General features: G+C 69.6%; 15 protein-coding genes and 2 tRNA genes. 14 read left to right on the forward strand and 3 right to left on the reverse strand.

The window, feature by feature from the left end; all coding sequences use genetic code 11:
• Nucleotides 1–23 precede the first annotated feature (23 nt).
• The 5 genes from pheA (at nt 24) to ASG80_RS02925 (ending at nt 3,705) form a co-directional block, all read left to right on the forward strand.
• Nucleotides 24–974, forward strand: a complete 951-nt coding sequence (gene pheA, locus ASG80_RS02905; protein ID WP_082589718.1) for a prephenate dehydratase — start codon at nt 24–26, stop codon at nt 972–974.
• Between the two features lie 37 nt (nt 975–1,011).
• Nucleotides 1,012–1,521 carry a hypothetical protein gene (locus ASG80_RS02910; protein ID WP_156401613.1) on the forward strand — a complete coding sequence of 170 codons (510 nt, stop codon included), beginning with the start codon at nt 1,012–1,014 and terminating at the stop codon, nt 1,519–1,521.
• Nucleotides 1,518–1,913 carry a hypothetical protein gene (locus ASG80_RS02915; protein ID WP_056728236.1) on the forward strand — a complete coding sequence of 132 codons (396 nt, stop codon included), beginning with the start codon at nt 1,518–1,520 and terminating at the stop codon, nt 1,911–1,913. Before ASG80_RS02910 ends, ASG80_RS02915 begins: the two co-directional genes overlap by 4 nt.
• A gap of 89 nt (nt 1,914–2,002) precedes the next feature.
• On the forward strand, nt 2,003–2,758 hold the full coding sequence (locus ASG80_RS02920) for a hypothetical protein (protein ID WP_156401614.1): 756 nt from the start codon (nt 2,003–2,005) through the stop codon (nt 2,756–2,758).
• A gap of 35 nt (nt 2,759–2,793) precedes the next feature.
• Nucleotides 2,794–3,705: a hypothetical protein gene (locus ASG80_RS02925; protein WP_156401615.1), complete on the forward strand. Its 912-nt coding sequence runs from the start codon at nt 2,794–2,796 to the stop codon at nt 3,703–3,705.
• Here ASG80_RS02925 and ASG80_RS02930 read toward each other — a convergent pair.
• Complete coding sequence (locus ASG80_RS02930; RefSeq protein ID WP_056728242.1) at nt 3,683–4,690, reverse strand: diacylglycerol kinase family protein; 1,008 nt, start codon at nt 4,688–4,690, stop codon at nt 3,683–3,685. The genes ASG80_RS02925 and ASG80_RS02930 overlap by 23 nt on opposite strands.
• A 137-nt stretch (nt 4,691–4,827) precedes the next feature.
• Between ASG80_RS02930 and serS the strand changes: the two genes are divergently transcribed.
• The 6 genes from serS to ASG80_RS02960 all read left to right on the forward strand — a co-directional run bounded on the left by serS (nt 4,828) and on the right by ASG80_RS02960 (nt 9,935).
• On the forward strand, nt 4,828–6,096 hold the full coding sequence (serS, locus tag ASG80_RS02935; RefSeq protein ID WP_056728244.1) for a serine--tRNA ligase: 1,269 nt from the start codon (nt 4,828–4,830) through the stop codon (nt 6,094–6,096).
• Between the two features lie 8 nt (nt 6,097–6,104).
• Entirely contained in the window at nt 6,105–6,923 is an 819-nt protein-coding gene (locus tag ASG80_RS02940) for an HAD family hydrolase (RefSeq protein ID WP_235508007.1), read from the forward strand.
• A 60-nt stretch (nt 6,924–6,983) separates the two neighbouring features.
• Nucleotides 6,984–8,240, forward strand: a complete 1,257-nt coding sequence (locus tag ASG80_RS02945; RefSeq protein ID WP_056728248.1) for an LCP family protein — start codon at nt 6,984–6,986, stop codon at nt 8,238–8,240.
• 120 nt (nt 8,241–8,360) lie between these two features.
• Nucleotides 8,361–8,445 (forward strand) — tRNA-Ser (locus tag ASG80_RS02950).
• A gap of 37 nt (nt 8,446–8,482) precedes the next feature.
• Nucleotides 8,483–9,772, forward strand: coding sequence for an LCP family protein (locus ASG80_RS02955; protein ID WP_056728517.1), 1,290 nt, complete (start codon nt 8,483–8,485; stop codon nt 9,770–9,772).
• A gap of 74 nt (nt 9,773–9,846) precedes the next feature.
• A tRNA-Ser gene (locus tag ASG80_RS02960) sits at nt 9,847–9,935 on the forward strand.
• 241 nt (nt 9,936–10,176) lie between these two features.
• Here ASG80_RS02960 and ASG80_RS02965 read toward each other — a convergent pair.
• Complete coding sequence (locus ASG80_RS02965; protein ID WP_056728250.1) at nt 10,177–10,788, reverse strand: TetR/AcrR family transcriptional regulator C-terminal domain-containing protein; 612 nt, start codon at nt 10,786–10,788, stop codon at nt 10,177–10,179.
• A gap of 78 nt (nt 10,789–10,866) precedes the next feature.
• Between ASG80_RS02965 and ASG80_RS02970 the strand changes: the two genes are divergently transcribed.
• Nucleotides 10,867–11,826: a zinc-binding dehydrogenase gene (locus ASG80_RS02970; protein WP_056728519.1), complete on the forward strand. Its 960-nt coding sequence runs from the start codon at nt 10,867–10,869 to the stop codon at nt 11,824–11,826.
• Nucleotides 11,827–12,290: 464 nt separating this feature from the next.
• On the opposite strand, the gene ASG80_RS02975 is transcribed toward ASG80_RS02970, so the two are convergent.
• Nucleotides 12,291–13,052, reverse strand: a complete 762-nt coding sequence (locus ASG80_RS02975) for a GntR family transcriptional regulator (protein ID WP_056728253.1) — start codon at nt 13,050–13,052, stop codon at nt 12,291–12,293.
• A 155-nt stretch (nt 13,053–13,207) separates the two neighbouring features.
• Here ASG80_RS02975 and iolC point away from each other — a divergent pair, with 155 nt between their 5' ends.
• A complete protein-coding gene (gene iolC / locus ASG80_RS02980; protein WP_056728255.1) occupies nt 13,208–14,194 on the forward strand; it encodes a 5-dehydro-2-deoxygluconokinase in 987 nt (328 codons plus the stop codon).
• A complete protein-coding gene (locus tag ASG80_RS02985; protein ID WP_056728256.1) occupies nt 14,166–15,071 on the forward strand; it encodes a class I fructose-bisphosphate aldolase in 906 nt (301 codons plus the stop codon). The genes iolC and ASG80_RS02985 overlap by 29 nt, the downstream gene beginning before the upstream one ends.

Raw genomic sequence — 15,071 nt, forward strand, 5'->3', positions numbered from 1 at the left:
CGCGAACTAGGCTGGCCTGCATGATGCATGCGGCCGCCACGCCCCCCGAGGAGACCTACTCCTACCTGGGTCCGGCCGGCACGTTCACCGAGGCGGCGCTGAAGCAGGTGCCCGAGGCCGCAGGCAAGCACTGGCGTTCGGTCAACAACGTCGGCGAGGCGCTCGCGGATGTCACGAGCGGGCGCTCCATCGCCGCCATGATCGCGATCGAGAACTCAGTCGAGGGCGGTGTCTCCGCGACGCAGGACGCACTCGCGACGGTGCCCGGCCTCCGCATCGTCGGCGAGTACCTCGTGCCCGTCAACTTCGTGCTCGTCGCGCGCCCGGGCACGAGGCTCGGCGACGTGCACATCGTGAACGCGCATCCGGTGGCCTATGCGCAGTCGCGGGGGTGGCTCGAGCGCGAGCTCCCCGACCACGGGCACATCCCGGCCACCAGCAACGTGCAGGCCGCGGCATCCCTCTTCGAGGACAGCCAGGCGGATGCCGCGGTCGCGCCCCCAGGCATCACCGAGCACCTCGACCTCGAGGTGCTCGCCCGCGACATCGGCGACAACCCCAACGCGGTGACCCGGTTCGTGCTCGTATCGCGCTCGCGCGTGCTCGCCGAACCGACGGGCGCCGACAAGACGAGCCTCATCGTGGAACTGGCCGACGACGAGCCCGGATCGTTGCTCGCCATGCTCGAGCAGTTCTCGACGCGCGGCGTGAACCTGTCGCTGCTCGAGTCGCGGCCCATCGGTGACGAACTCGGCCGCTACCGCTTCGTCGTCGATCTCGACGGGCACATCGCCGATGAGCGAGTCGCCGACGCCCTGCTCGGCCTGCGCCGCACGAGCCCGAACGTGATCTTCCTCGGGTCGTACCCGCGCGCCGACAAGCGCGAGATCGAGTACCACTCGAAGTTCGAGGACGAGATCTTCATCGAGGCGCGAGACTGGCTGCGCGGCCTCCTCAGCGGCGAACCCGACTGAGGCGACCGCGGGCCGCAGCGGACAAGGGGGAGTGCGAGTGAGCGAGGGTTCGGCAGCCAGGATCGACCCGAGGTTCGATCCACAGTTCCAGCGCGGGTATGTGGCCGCCGAGGCCGGGGGGCCGCACGCATCGGATGCATCGCCCGACCCGGGCGCGCCCACGCCGGCGACGTCGCCCGCTGAGGCGGATGGCGCGGATGCCGAGCGCGCCGCCCCTGCCGACCCGCGGGGGGAGTCCGACGCGGAGGTCGCGTCGTGGCTCGACGAGCCCGAGTCCGATCCGCCATCGGCGGATCCCTGGTTCCTCGGTGCCTGGACGGTCTCGGCCCTGGCGTTCGCGCTCGGAGCGACCCTCGTCGTGGCAGGCATCATGAGCGAGAGTTACTACGGCGCATCCGGCGAGAGCGAACGGTGGCTGCAGATCGTCGGGTGGACCGTCGCGCCGTCGCTCATGCAGGGCGGCCTCCTCGGCATCGTCGTGATGATCGTCTGGACCGGCCTTCGCCACGCGCGACGCACTGAGACCGACGCCGAGGTGCCGTCGTGATCCCGCGCCTCATCCGCAACCCCGCGGTGGTCGCCCTCGCCGTGCTCGCGCTGCTGGGGGTGGTCGCGGCGAACTGGGCGATCGGTGTGTCGGTCGAAGACCAGGGCTTCTCGTGGTCCGGCGCTCCGACCGAGGCTCAACTCTGGGAGGTGCGGCTCACGAGGATCGCGAACATGGTTCCGGGCCCGGCGGCCCTGCTCGCCGTCGTCGCGGCGCTCGGGATCCTCGTCGTCGGCTCGGCCACCGAGCGGTCGCGTCAGCGCTCCACGCGCACGATGAGCGCCGCGGGGTCCGCCCGGAACGGCGCCGCCACGACCGTGCCGAACTCATCGTCGTCGATCGCGGACGCCTTGGCCTCCGCCCCGATCTCGATGTCGACCGAGCGGGAGTAGGCGAGCCGTCGCCGGGATGCTCACGCGTGAGACCGTGGTGAGGAGGTCCGCGGTACCGTTAATCGCCGAGCGATCTCGAGGGGGTGATCGTGAGCGACGAGCGAGCCTCGCGGGGGATCGACCCGATGTTCGATCCCCGGTATCAGCGAGGCTACATCCCGGATGCCGCGGGCCGGCCGGCCGCCGTCCCGACGCCGATCGACGACGTGCCGGCAGCCTCACGCGATGCGACGGCGCCGCACGACGAGACGCCGCCGGCTCCCTCGCCCGCGGAAACGCCTGACGCCGCGGAGCCGTCCCCGACCGATCCGTGGTTCATCGCCGCGTGGGCATTCGCCGGGCTCGCAGTCGTGGGCGGTTTGCTCATCCTGTGGGGCTCGGTATCGGGCGACAACGTCTTCGGCCCGGAGAACGAGCCAGAGGAGTGGCTCCAGTTCTCCGCATGGAACGTCGCGCCGGTACTCATCGGAGGCGGCCTGATCGGCATCGTCGGGCTGCTCGTCTGGACCGGCGCTCGTCACGCCCGCCGTCGGGGCGTTGCAGGGATCGGTCGGCTGCTGCGAAACCCCGCCGTGCTCACGCTCGCCGCGCTTGCCGTGGTCGCGTCCGTCGCCACGGTCTGGGCGATCGGGGCGAGCATCGAGGTACGCCTGCAGTTCCTGCCGGGAGCCGACGCGACGGAGGAGCAGTTGGCGGAACTGCGCCTCGTCGCGATCGCGAACGCGATCCCGGCTCCCGCGACCCTCACCGCCGTGTTCGCAGTGCTCGGCATCCTGCTGGTCGGCGCGACGTCGAGCGATCTGGGCCGCACACGTCGCAGCGTCCTCTTCTGGAAGGACGGGTGATGCCCGCCGCTGCCACATCGAACGGAGGTGTGGGCGTGAACGAGGATCCGGCACCGACCATCGACCCACGGTTCGATCCGCGGTTCCAGCGAGGCTACGTGCACTCGGGCGACGGTGCCCGCTGGGGGTCGGTTCCGAATGCATCCGCTGAGTCCGAGGCCCCGGTGTCGTCAGATATGCCGGCGAAGCCCGACATCTCGCACGAGCCGCCCGTCGTCGTACGCGTCCAATCGTCCCAGGGAAAGCCCGTCGCCCGAGCTGAGTCGCCGGCTCCGACGGTCGTTCCCCCGGTGGCGGACCCGGAGGGGCCCGCGGCAGACGCTTCGCCGCACGCCCTGGCGGCGGGCCCCGACACAGTCCCTGAGCGGGACGACGGGCCGTCACCACGCGATCCGTGGTTCCTTGCGGCCTGGGGCGTCGCCGTCGCCGCCGTCGTGGTGGGTTCCGGCCTCTGGTGGATGGCGATCTTCAACCGCGACTACCTCGGGCCGCCGCAGCAGTCCGACGTGTGGCTCGAGGCGATCGCGTGGGGCATCGCGCCGGCGCTCGCCGAGGCCGGGCTGATCGCCGTGGTCGGGTTGCTCGCTTGGACAGGCGTGCGCCACGCTCGTCGTCACAGAGGAGTCGCCGTGACCCTCCGGCTGTTTCGGAACCCCTCCGCGGTCGCGCTCGCCCTGTTCGGGGTGATCGCGATGGTGGTCACGATCTGGGCCATCCGGATACAGGCGGAGGATCAGGGCATGGGTTGGATCGGAACGCCGACCGAGGAGCAACTCGTGGAATTCCGCGTGTTCACCTTCGCGAACGCGATCGCGGCGCCCGCAACATCGGTCGCGGTGCTCTCGCTGATCAGCGTCCTCGTGATCGCCGCGGTCTCGGGGCATGCGCTGAAGTCGGCACGAGGCATCCGCACCGATGATCGCGTCAGCGCGCCACGCGCACGATGAGCGCCGCAGGGTCGACGCGGAACCGTGCCGCCACGACGGTGCCGAACGCGTCGCCGTCGATCTCGAACTCCTCGGGTGCGGCCTCGATCTCGATGTCGACCGAGCGTCCGCGTGAGTAGACGATCTCGCGACGACGGCTGCCGCCCGTGAGGTCGACGAACTGGCGCCCGAGCGCGCTCTTGCGCAACACGCGGTTCTCCCAGGTGACCTTGCGCCACGCGAGGACCCAGCCCATGAGGTTTCGCGGCTGCAGCACCATCACGTCGAGCAGGCCGTCGTCGAGCTCGGCATCGGGGATCAGCTCGATGTTGCCGGGCAGGTAGCCGAGGTTGGCGACCAGGATGCTCGACACCCGGGAGCGCTGCAGCCGACCCGCTTCAATGCGGTACACGACGCGGAACGGCTTGGAGACGGGGATGGCCCGCAGGCCCGCGTCGACGTAGGCCAGCCAGCCCACCCGCTTCTTGAGGCCGGGGTTCGTCTTCGCGATCATCGTCGCGTCGATGCCGATGCCCGACATCACGAGCGAGGCGTGCGTCTCGGCGGACCCGTCGGCCCGCGTGACGTCGGCGACGAGCACGTCGACGGCGCGGTCGAGCCCGGCGAAGGCGAGCACCACGGCGTCGTCCTGGTCGTTCACGGGGATGCCCAGGTTGCGCGCGAAGATGTTGCCCGTGCCGAGCGGCACGAGCCCGAGCGGCACGCCGCTGCCGCGGAGGGTCGCCGCGACCGAGCGCACCGTACCGTCGCCGCCCGCAGCGATCACGAGGTCGGCGCCTGCGTCGAGCGCCTGCCTCGCCATGCCCTTGCCCGGGTCGTCCTCGGCGGTTGGGATCCAGATCGAGGGTGCGAACCCCTGCCGTGCCTCTGCGCGGCCCACCGCGGCGCGGAGCCCGTCGACGCTCTTCGTCGGGTTGAAGATCACCGCCGCCCGTGAGCGCGTCGACGCGGCATTCGCCGACCCGTGGTCCGCCGCCTCCCTCACGCTGCCAACGGTAGCGCGGGTTGAGGAGCGCCAGAGGCGCGTCTCGAAACCCGTTGCCCGCGTCGGGGTTTCGAGACGCCCGCTGCGCAGGCTCCAACCCACCGGGCGCCCGGATGCCGCGGGCTAGACTGGCTCGCGTGATCGACCCCGTGCTGCTTCGCGAGAACCCCGAGCTGATCAAGCGTTCGCAGGAGCTGCGCGGAGAGTCATCCGCCTTCGTCGACGAGGCGGTCGCAGCGGATGCCGCGCGCCGCACCGCCATCGCCGAGTTCGAGTCGCTGCGCGCCGAGCAGAACGCGTTCGGCAAGCAGGTCGCCAGGGCCCCGAAGGACGAGAAGGCCGCGCTGGTGGCGCAGGCGCAGGAGCTCGCCGCGCGGGTCAAGGACGCGAGCCAGCGCGCCAACGACGCGGAGGCCGCGTTCACCGCTGCGACGCTGCGCATCGGCAACGTCGTCATCGACGGCGTGCCGGCCGGCGGCGAGGACGACTACGTCGTGCTCCGCGAGATCGGCGAGATCCCGGCCTTCGAGTTCGAGCCGCGCGATCACCTCGAGCTCGGGGAGCTGCTCGGTGCCATCGACATGGCGCGCGGGGCGAAGGTCTCGGGGGCCCGCTTCCATTACCTGAGGGGCGTCGGCGCTCGCCTCGAGCTCGCCATCATGACGATGGGGCTCGACCGTGCGCTCGCGGCGGGATTCACGCCGCTCATCACGCCGACGCTCGTGCGTCCCGAGGTGATGCAGGGCACCGGATTCCTCGGTGCCCACTCCGAGGAGGTCTATCACCTCCCCGACGACGACCTCTACCTCACCGGCACGAGCGAGGTCGCGCTCGCCGGGTACCACGCCGACGAGATCCTCGACCTGTCGAACGGGCCGCTCCGGTACGCGGGCTGGTCGACGTGCTACCGGCGCGAAGCGGGCAGCCACGGCAAGGACACCCGCGGCATCATCCGGGTGCACCAGTTCAACAAGCTCGAGATGTTCAGCTACATCGACCCGGCCGACGCCGAGGCGGAGCACGAGCGGCTGCTCGGCTGGCAGGAGGAGATGCTGCAGGCCCTCGGCCTCACGTACCGGGTCATCGACACCGCGGCCGGCGACCTCGGCTCCAGCGCGGCGCGCAAGTACGACATCGAGGCCTGGGTGCCCACCCAGCAGGCCTACCGCGAGCTCACGTCGACCTCGAACTGCACGACGTTCCAGGCGCGCCGCCTCGACATCCGCCAACGGACCGAGAGCGGCAGGACGGCGCCGGTCGCGACCCTCAACGGCACGCTCGCCACCACGCGTTGGATCGTCGCCATCCTCGAGACGCACCAGCAGCCCGACGGCTCGGTGGTGGTGCCCGAAGCGCTCCGCGGCTACCTCGGCGGGCTCGACGTGCTCGAGCCCGTCAGCCGATGAGCGAGCGGATGCCGCGAGCCGAGGCCGCGGTCGCACCGTGGTTCGTCGCGCTCGACGTCGACGGCACGATCCTGCACGAGGACGAGTCGATCGACCAGCTCGTCGCCGACGCGATCCTCGCCGCCCGCGAGCGTGGGCACGAGGTCACGCTCGCGACCGGGCGATCGTGGTCCACGACCGCGCCCGTGCTGGAGCGCCTCGGCCTGAACCCCGAGTACGTGGTATGCGCGAACGGGGCGATCACGATGCAGCGCGACGACACGGCATCCGGCGGCTACACCCGAGTGCACGTCGAGACCTTCGACCCCACCGCCGTGCTCGAGCGCATCCGCATGTTCCTGCCGAGCGGCCGGTTCATGGTGGAGATGCCCGACGGCTTCCGGCTGTACACCGAGGGCATGACCGACTGGAACCTCGAGAACGCCCGCGAGGTCCGATTCGAGCAGCTGCTCGACCAGCGCGCCACCCGCGTGGTCGTGGTCTCGCCCGATCACGAGCTCGAGGAGTTCCTGCACATCGTCGAGGGGATGGGCCTGCACCAGGTCAGCTACGCGATCGGCTGGACCGCGTGGCTCGACATCGCACCCGACGGCGTGAGCAAGGCGACCGCGCTCGAGCGCGTGCGCGGCTGGCTCGACGTGCCGCTCCATCGCGTGATCGCGGTCGGCGACGGGCGCAACGACATCGAGATGTTCACATGGGCCGGCGCCGCCGGGCGTTCGGTGGCGATGGGCCAGGCTCCCGCCGAGGTGCGCGCCGCCGCGGCCGAGACCGCCGCCGACGTCGGCCACGCCGGGCTCGCCGCGGTGCTCGACTCGCTTCCCTGACGCGGCATCCGGCCCGTTCCGAGGCCCGCCGGATAGGATCAGCGGGTCGGAAGGGGTGCGGTGACGGGTGACACGGGGCGCGACCGGGCGGCGGCCGACGTCGCTGCGGTGCCACGCCACGGCCGGATGCCGCGGCACGGCGCCTGGGTCACCTACGCGAAGATCGCGGCATCCGTCATCGCCGTGCTCGCCGTGAGCGCCGCGGCGATCGTCGCGTACGCCGCAGTCGATCTCGTCGCCTCGGTGAAGCCGTCGCTGACGGTGGGGAACGAGGAGATCCTCGAGGGCGTGCCCGACATCGGAGCCATGGAGGGCGGACTCAACTTCCTCCTCGTCGGCAGCGACAAGCGGCCCGAGAGCGGGGCGTTCGGCGACCCCGAGGAGGAATCGGCGGAGCTCAACGACGTCACGATGCTCCTGCACATCTCGCAGGATCACTCGCACGTCGAGGTGGTGAGCTTCCCGCGCGACATGCTCGTCGAGGTCCCGGAGTGCCCCGACCCGGAAGACCCCGAAAGTGGGCCGCTCTCCGCGATGTCCGAGGTGAAGATCAACACCGTGCTCTCGTACGGCGGCTTCGGGTGCGTCGCGGCGACCGTCGAGCAGCTCACCGGGGTGACGATCCTCGTCGGCGGCATCGTGCAGTTCGACGGCGTCGCGGCGCTCTCGACCGCGGTCGGCGGGGTCGAGGTGTGCCTTGCCGAGCGGGTCGACGACGATTACTCGGGCCTCCACCTCGACCCCGGCACGCACAGCATCTCGGGGTACGAGGCGCTCGCGTTCCTGCGGTCGCGCCACGGCGTCGGCGACGGAAGCGACCTCGGCCGCATCTCGAACCAGCAGACGTTCCTCGCCTCCCTCATGCGCACGATGCAGACCGGCGGCGTGCTCGGCGACCCGGTGAAGCTCTACTCGATCGCGAAGGCGGTCACCTCGAACATGCAGCTCACCTCCGCGCTGCAGGACCCGATCAAGCTCGTCTCGATCGCGCGGGCCCTGGCCGCCATCGACCTGTCGAGGATCGCGTTCGTGCAGTACCCCACCGGCTACACGGAGGGCTACGCCGCGGTCGTCCCCACCGAGTCGGCGCAGGCGGTGAACGCGGCGCTGCAGGCCGACCTGCCGGTAGTGCTCGACCCGGCGGCGACGACGGATGCCTCATTCGGCACGGTGCCCGACCCGGCGGCGCCACCCGCCGGTGAGACGCCCGCGACCGAGGCATCCGCCCCGCCTGAGACCGCCGCAACCGCGCTGCCCGGCGACGTCACCGGCCAGACCGCGGCCGACGTGCGCTGCTCGAGCGCCAACGAAGGCTGATGGCGGGCCGCTTCAGGACCCTCTCAGGGTGTGCTGCGAGGCTCGTTGGAATGTGCTTCGGCTAGAATCGGGGCCTACCCGTGCGACGTCGCCCCTCACGGGGCGTCGGCGTGCCGGTGAGGAGGGCTGTCCGAGCGGCCGATGGAGCTGGTCTTGAAAACCAGTGGGCAGCAATGCCTCGTGGGTTCGAATCCCACGCCCTCCGCGCATACGACCACGGAACACGACAGGAGAGGCATCGGGTGAACCACGACCTGCGTCACAGCTCGCGTCGCGCTGCGAAGACCCCCTCCGGCGCGCGCCACGGCCGCCTGAAGACCCACGGCACCTGGAGGACGGTGGCCAGGATCGCGGCATCCATCGTGGCGGTGACCCTCGTGTCGGGTTCCGCGGTGGCCGCCTACGCGGCTTGGGACCTCGCGAGCACCGTGAAGCCCACGGTCACCCTCGGCAACGAGGCGGTGCTCGAGGGCGTGCCAGACGTAGGCGCCATGGAGGGCGGCGTGAACCTGCTGATCGTCGGCAGCGACAGCCGCCAGGGCCAGGGCGAGGGCTTCGGCGACCCCGATGAGGAGACCGCCGTCCTCAACGACGTGACGATGCTGATGCACATCTCGGAGGACCACTCCAACGCCTCCGTCGTGAGCTTCCCGCGTGACATGCTCGTCGACGTGCCCGAGTGCACCGATCCCGAGGATCCGAGCAGCACCCTCTACGAGCAGTCGGGCGTGAAGATCAACACCGTCCTCTCCTACGGCGGGCTCGGATGCGTCGTGAAGACCGTCGAGACCGAGCTCGGCATCACCATCCCGTTCGCGGGCATCGTGCAGTTCATGGGCGTCGCGGGACTCTCCGAGGCCGTCGGCGGCGTCGAGGTCTGCGTCGCAGAGCCCATCGAGGACGAGTACACCGGCACGTTCCTCGAGGCCGGCACCCACACCCTCTCGGGCGTCGCTGCGCTGCAGTTCCTCCGGACGCGTCACGGCGTCGGCGACGGCAGCGACCTCGCGCGCATCTCGAACCAGCAGGTGTTCCTCTCCTCGCTCGCGCGCACGCTCCAGTCCAACGGCACGCTGAGCGACCCCGTGAAGCTCTACTCGATCGCCAAGGCGGCGCTGGCCAACATGCAGCTGTCCGACAGCCTCATGGACCCGACGCGCATGATCTCGATCGCGAAGGCGCTCAAGGACACCGACTTGAACAAGATCGCGTTCATCCAGTACCCGACCGCCTACGCCGAAGGCGGCGGAGCGGTGGCGCCGACCGACTCCGCCGAGTACGTGCGCACCGCGCTGCAGAACGACCTGCCCGTGACGTTCGACCCCACGGCGCAGGAGTCGGCCTTCGCGTCGGCCGGTGACCCGAACGCGGCGGCCCCGCCCGCGGAGGTTCCGGCAGAGGAGGTCCCGGCCGAGGAGGCGCCGGCGACCGAGGCGCCAGCGGCCACTGCTGAGGCCCTCCCGTCGGACGTCAGCGGCCAGACCGCCGCCGAGACCCGCTGCTCGGCGGGTCGCACGCTCGACGACCAGTAGGCCGGTAGGGCCGAATCGTCATCCGCGGCATCCGCGGGTTATGATGACTCTCGCGTGTGCGCAAGCATCCGCGAGGAGACGTCGCATAGTCCGGCCGAGTGCACCACCCTGCTAAGGTGGAGTCCCCGTAAGGGGACCAGGGGTTCAAATCCCCTCGTCTCCGCAAGAAAATCCCTGATCAGAAGCTTGTTTTGGCGGCTATCTGATCTTCTCTCGACTGTGTGTGGCGTGCATACAGTGTCCTGAGTGCGTCCCCGTTCTCCACCCTGTTTGCACCGCGAAACGGTGGAGTAGTCGGCGACAAGATGCGCCCAGCTAGTTTCGGCTTTCCACGAGAGCTTTCACTGAGCAGGGCGACCCTGACCCGATGGGCTGCGTCGATCGTTGGTTCGGAGGGTGGCGTTCTAGGTTTGCGGTGGCAGGCCGAGGATGAGCCGCGCGGTGTCCCGGTAGAGGTCGTCTGACGTGCGGCCGCCTGAGAAGTAATGGCCGATGGCTTGGGTCATGACGGGGAAGCGACGTCGGAGCTCCTCGACGTCGGGGGGCTGCTGCGTCGCATCCACGGGCGCTTGCTCTTCGAGGACGTATCCGACGGTGAAGCGTTCTCCCGCGAGGACAAGGAGTCGGGCCCGCTGCGGCTCGATTCCGTGGTCGACCAAGGTTGACATGGCGGACTCGGAGAAGTCGCCGCGTCGCAACGACAGTCTGGCGCCGGAGACGATCCGGGATCCGTCGCGGCGATGGAGCATCGCCCTCCGCAGCTCAATCAGCGCGGTCAGCAGCCACTCTGCCCAATTGTCGTCGGGACTGGGCGCGGGAACCGCCCGGATGGCGTCGTCCATGATGGTGTCCGCGAGCGCGTCGAGGAGTTCGGCCTTGCTTCCGATGTGCCAGTAGAGGGTGGGAGCCTGCACGCCGAGGCGTCCGGCGAGGGTACGGAGACTGAGAGCCTCGAGGCCCTCGTCATCGAGCAGTTGCAGAGCCTCGTCGATCACCTGCTGCCGATCCAGCGCCACAAGTCCTCCTTGCACAATCACTCTTACGGTGTTAGATGTAGTGTATCGCTCTAACAGCGTAAGAGAGAGGTGGCCGGCATGAAGGCAGCAGTCGTAGACCGTGCAGGAGGCATTCCGCGCTATCAGGACTTCCCGGACCCAGAGGTCGGAGAAGGGCAAGTGCTGGTGACCGTCGAGGCGGTCGCGGTCGAGAACGTGGACCGGGCGATCGTCGCCGGCACCCACTACACGGCTACACAATTCCAGGCAGCGCTCCCGGCGATCCCGTGCTTTGACGGCATCGGCCGCCTGGCCGACGGAACCCTCGTTGGATTCGGCGGTATCACCCCACCGTACGGCACGCTCGCGCAGTACGCGGTCGTGCCCGCCACGCACACGGCACCGATCCCCGAAGGCATCGACCCGCCGATCGCAGCGGTGCTCTCCTCAGCGATCAGCGGCATGTGCATGCGCACCGCGGCCGGTCTCAGCGCCGGCGAGACGGTGCTGGTCCAAGGCGCCACCGGCGTCGCCGGCCGCCTGGCCGTCAAGATCGCACGACTCCTCGGTGCCGGACGCATCGTGGCCACGGGACGCAACGACGACGCCCTTCAGGAACTGAAGAACCTAGGTGCAGACACTGTGATTAACACCGCCGTTGATGACGCCGACCTGGTGCAGGCGTTCCGAGACCACGTCGGTGACGGGTACGACGTGGTGGTCGACTATCTCTGGGGTCGCCCCACCGAACTGCTGACTCGCGCGCTGATCCCCGACAGCTTCGCCATGCCCAAGCCCACCCGCCTCGTCCAGATCGGCGAATCCGCCGGCCCCACGATCCAGCTCACCGGCGACGCCCTTCGCACGTCCGGTCTGGAAATTTACGGCGCCGCCCGAAATATGGCCACCGGCATGGCCGACGCCTACCAGCAAGTGGTCGACTGGGTGCGCAGCGGCGAACTCACCATCGACGTCACCACCATGCCCCTCAGCCAGATCGCGACGGCGTGGATCCGCGCCGACCTCCGAGGCACCCGCCTCGTCATCATCCCCGACTAACACCCACTGGAGATCCCATGAACAAGCTCGTATCCGCTCTGCACGACGCCACCCACCTCGTGCCAGGAGCGCCCACCCACAGCGATACGCCCGCCACCCACCGGCCCCATCGAACCGACGTGAACCCTCGGCACAACAAGAGCCCTCACTTGCAGAACCCAAGTCGGCACCACCAGAACCCGCCACGCGTCCTCATCACCTGGCAGAACTGGATCGGCCAACTCGTCGGACACGGCAAGCAGGAATAGTCAGCGCCGCAAAAACCTCAGCGTTCCCACGCTCTGTGGCCCAGCCTCCTCACCACGTGCGCGCTCCGTGCACGGCGACGTACGGACCCGCCCGTTGTATGCAAGTGGGATGACAGAACGTCTCCGGCGACCGATCGACCCGTTGTGACACGGGGCTTGGGGCACACCAACTCCCCTATCGTTGCGATCAACGCGTAGAGCGAAAGTTTCGCGAGCTCACTTCGCGACCAGCGTGGTCTCGAAGCTGTACATGTCCGGTCGGTAGCAGTGATGGCCGTACTCGATCGCGCGCCCGGATGCGTCGAAGGCCACCCGCTCCATCGTCAGCACGGGGCCTCCCCGGTCGATCTCGAGCAGTTCGTGCTCGTCGCCGTGCGCCCGACGGGCGCCGATCTTCTGCTTGGCGATCCGGATCGTCACGCCGCGCCCGCGAAGGATCTCGTAGAGGCCGCGGTCCGTCAGCTGCTCGGTCGTGATGTCGGCGAAGTCGTGCGGCAGGTAGTTCTCGAGCACCGCCACGGGGACTCCGTCAGTGCTGCGGCGTCGGCGCATATAGACCACTTGGTCGCCGACCGCGACACCGAGGTTCTCGGCAACCACGTCGCTCGCGGGGATCACCTCGTGGTGGAGGACGTCGGTGCCCGGCTCGTGGTGCGAGTGCTTGAGGTCCTCGTAGAGGCTCGTCAATTCGACCTGGCGCGTGACCTGGCCCTGCACCACCTGGGTGCCGATGCCTCGTCGCCGCACGAGGAGACCCTTGTCGACGAGCTCCTGAATCGCGCGCCGCACTGTGGGCCGCGAGAGCCCGAGACGGTGCCCGATCGCGATCTCGTTCTCGAGCCGGGCCCCGGGTGGGATGGCACCCGAGCGGATGGCGGACTCGAGGCGACTCGACACCTGGTAGTAGAGCGGCACGGGCCCGGTGCGATCGAGGTCCGCGAACAGCTCGTCGGGCCACACCGTCTCCTGACCCGCCATGGGAGCACCCGCTTTCATCGACTATGTTCCGTCAATCTTACGTCTCAGCAATGAGACAACCAGGCATCGGCGCGCACTTGTGCTATTGTTAGGACATGACGGCGTGGGCCGTTGCTCCCCGTCGCCGTCGACTCGAGAAGGGTGTTCATCCGCACATGATCGGCATCCCAACTCCCGTCGAGGTCCTGGTGATCGGCCGCCTCGGCGTCGACGTCTACCCCCTGCAGAGCGGTGTCGGCTTGGAGCACGTGGAGACCTTCGGGAAGTACCTCGGCGGAAGCGCGGCGAACGTCTCGGTCGCCGCAGCCCGGTACGGCCGTCATTCCGCGCTCGTTTCCCGCGTCGGCGACGACCCCTTCGGCCGGTTCCTCCTGGCGGAACTCGATCGCCTCGGCGTCGACGCCGCCGCAGTCGCGGTGGACCCGGCCTTGAAGACGCCCGTCACCTTCTGCGAGATCTTCCCGCCCGACGACTTCCCCCTCTACTTCTATCGCGAGCCGAAGGCGCCCGATCTCAACATCACGGCCGAGCAGTTCGACCCCGAAGCCGTGGGCGGGTCGCGCGTGCTCTGGTTCACCGTGACCGGCCTCAGCCAGGAGCCGAGCCGATCGGCGCACCTCGGCGCACTCGAGCTGCGCCGCCGCGCGCCGCACACCGTGATCGACCTCGACTACCGACCCGTGTTCTGGAGCAGTCCGGCCGAGGCGACCATGCAGGTCTCGGCGGCGCTCGAGCATGCGACCGTGGCCGTGGGCAACCGCGAGGAGTGCGAAATCGCCGTCGGCGAGACCGACCCCGTCCGTGCCGCCGACGCCCTGCTCGAGCGCGGCGTCGAACTCGCGATCGTCAAACAGGGTCCGAAGGGCGTGCTCGCGAAGACGCGAGACGAGACCGTGGTGGTGCCGCCATTCCCCGTCGACGTCGTCAACGGGCTCGGCGCCGGCGACGCGTTCGGCGGCGCGTTGTGCCACGGTCTCCTCGAAGGCTGGAGCCTCGAGCACATGCTCCGCTTCGCCAACGTCGCCGGCGCCATCGTGGCATCCCGTCTCGAGTGCTCGACGGCGATGCCCACGTCGTCCGAGGTCGAGCGCCTGCTCGGAGAGGGGGCCCGACATGGGTGGCACACGAATCCTGCGCGCTGAGAATCTCGCGCAGCTGCGCGAGATCCGCGCCGAGCGCCCGCACGGAATCGGGGCGGCGCTCGCGTCACGCGTGCGGCGCGAGGTGCTGCGCGGCGACGGCCGGATCTTCATCGTCGCCGCCGATCACCCCGCCCGCGGGGCACTCGCCGTGGGCGCCGACGCGATGGCCATGGCCGATCGCTCCGACCTCCTCGATCGCCTCGCGGTCGCGCTGAGCAGGCCAGGAGTCGACGGTGTACTCGGCACTCCCGACATCATCGACGATCTCGCCGCCCTCGGAATGCTGGACGACAAGATCGTCGTCGGCTCCATGAACCGTGGCGGACTTCGCGGGGCTGCCTTCGAGATGGACGACCGCTACACCGGGTACGACATCGCGACGATGGCGGCCTCCGGGGTCGATTTCGCCAAGGCACTCGTGCGAATCGACCTGGAGGATGCGTCGACCGTCGCAACCCTCGAGGCCACGGCGCGTGCCGTCACCGAGGCGGCAGGCGCCCGGCTGCCCATCATGCTCGAACCGTTCATGAGCCGCCGAGTCGACGGCCGCGTGGTCAATGACCTCTCGACGGATGCCGTCATCCACTCGATCGCGATCGCCTCCGGACTCGGCGCGAGCAGCGCCTACACCTGGATGAAGCTGCCCGTCGTCGCCGACATGGAGCGCGTCATGGCGGCGACGACGATGCCCACGCTGCTGCTCGGCGGCGACTCGGGTGTCGATCCCGACGAGACCTTCGCCGCCTGGGACGACGCGCTGTCGTTGCCCGGCGTCCGCGGACTCACCGTCGGCCGCACCCTCCTCTACCCACCAGACGGCGACGTCGCGGCAGCGGTCGACACCGCCGCGCGGCTCGTGCACACCGAACTCCCCTGA

It is taken from the genome of Agromyces sp. Soil535 (genome assembly GCF_001428255.1).
GTDB lineage: Bacteria > Actinomycetota > Actinomycetes > Actinomycetales > Microbacteriaceae > Agromyces.

What these genes read in the sequence shown, in the direction of transcription:
- pheA (WP_082589718.1), top strand. Translation starts at nt 24, where the DNA reads ATGCATGCGGCCGCCACGCCCCCCGAGGAGACCTACTCCTACCTGGGT.
- ASG80_RS02940 (WP_235508007.1), top strand. Translation starts at nt 6,105, where the DNA reads ATGCCGCGAGCCGAGGCCGCGGTCGCACCGTGGTTCGTCGCGCTCGAC.
- ASG80_RS02970 (WP_056728519.1), top strand. Translation starts at nt 10,867, where the DNA reads ATGAAGGCAGCAGTCGTAGACCGTGCAGGAGGCATTCCGCGCTATCAG.
- ASG80_RS02975 (WP_056728253.1), bottom strand. Translation starts at nt 13,052, where the DNA reads ATGGCGGGTCAGGAGACGGTGTGGCCCGACGAGCTGTTCGCGGACCTC.
- iolC (WP_056728255.1), top strand. Translation starts at nt 13,208, where the DNA reads ATGATCGGCATCCCAACTCCCGTCGAGGTCCTGGTGATCGGCCGCCTC.
- ASG80_RS02985 (WP_056728256.1), top strand. Translation starts at nt 14,166, where the DNA reads ATGGGTGGCACACGAATCCTGCGCGCTGAGAATCTCGCGCAGCTGCGC.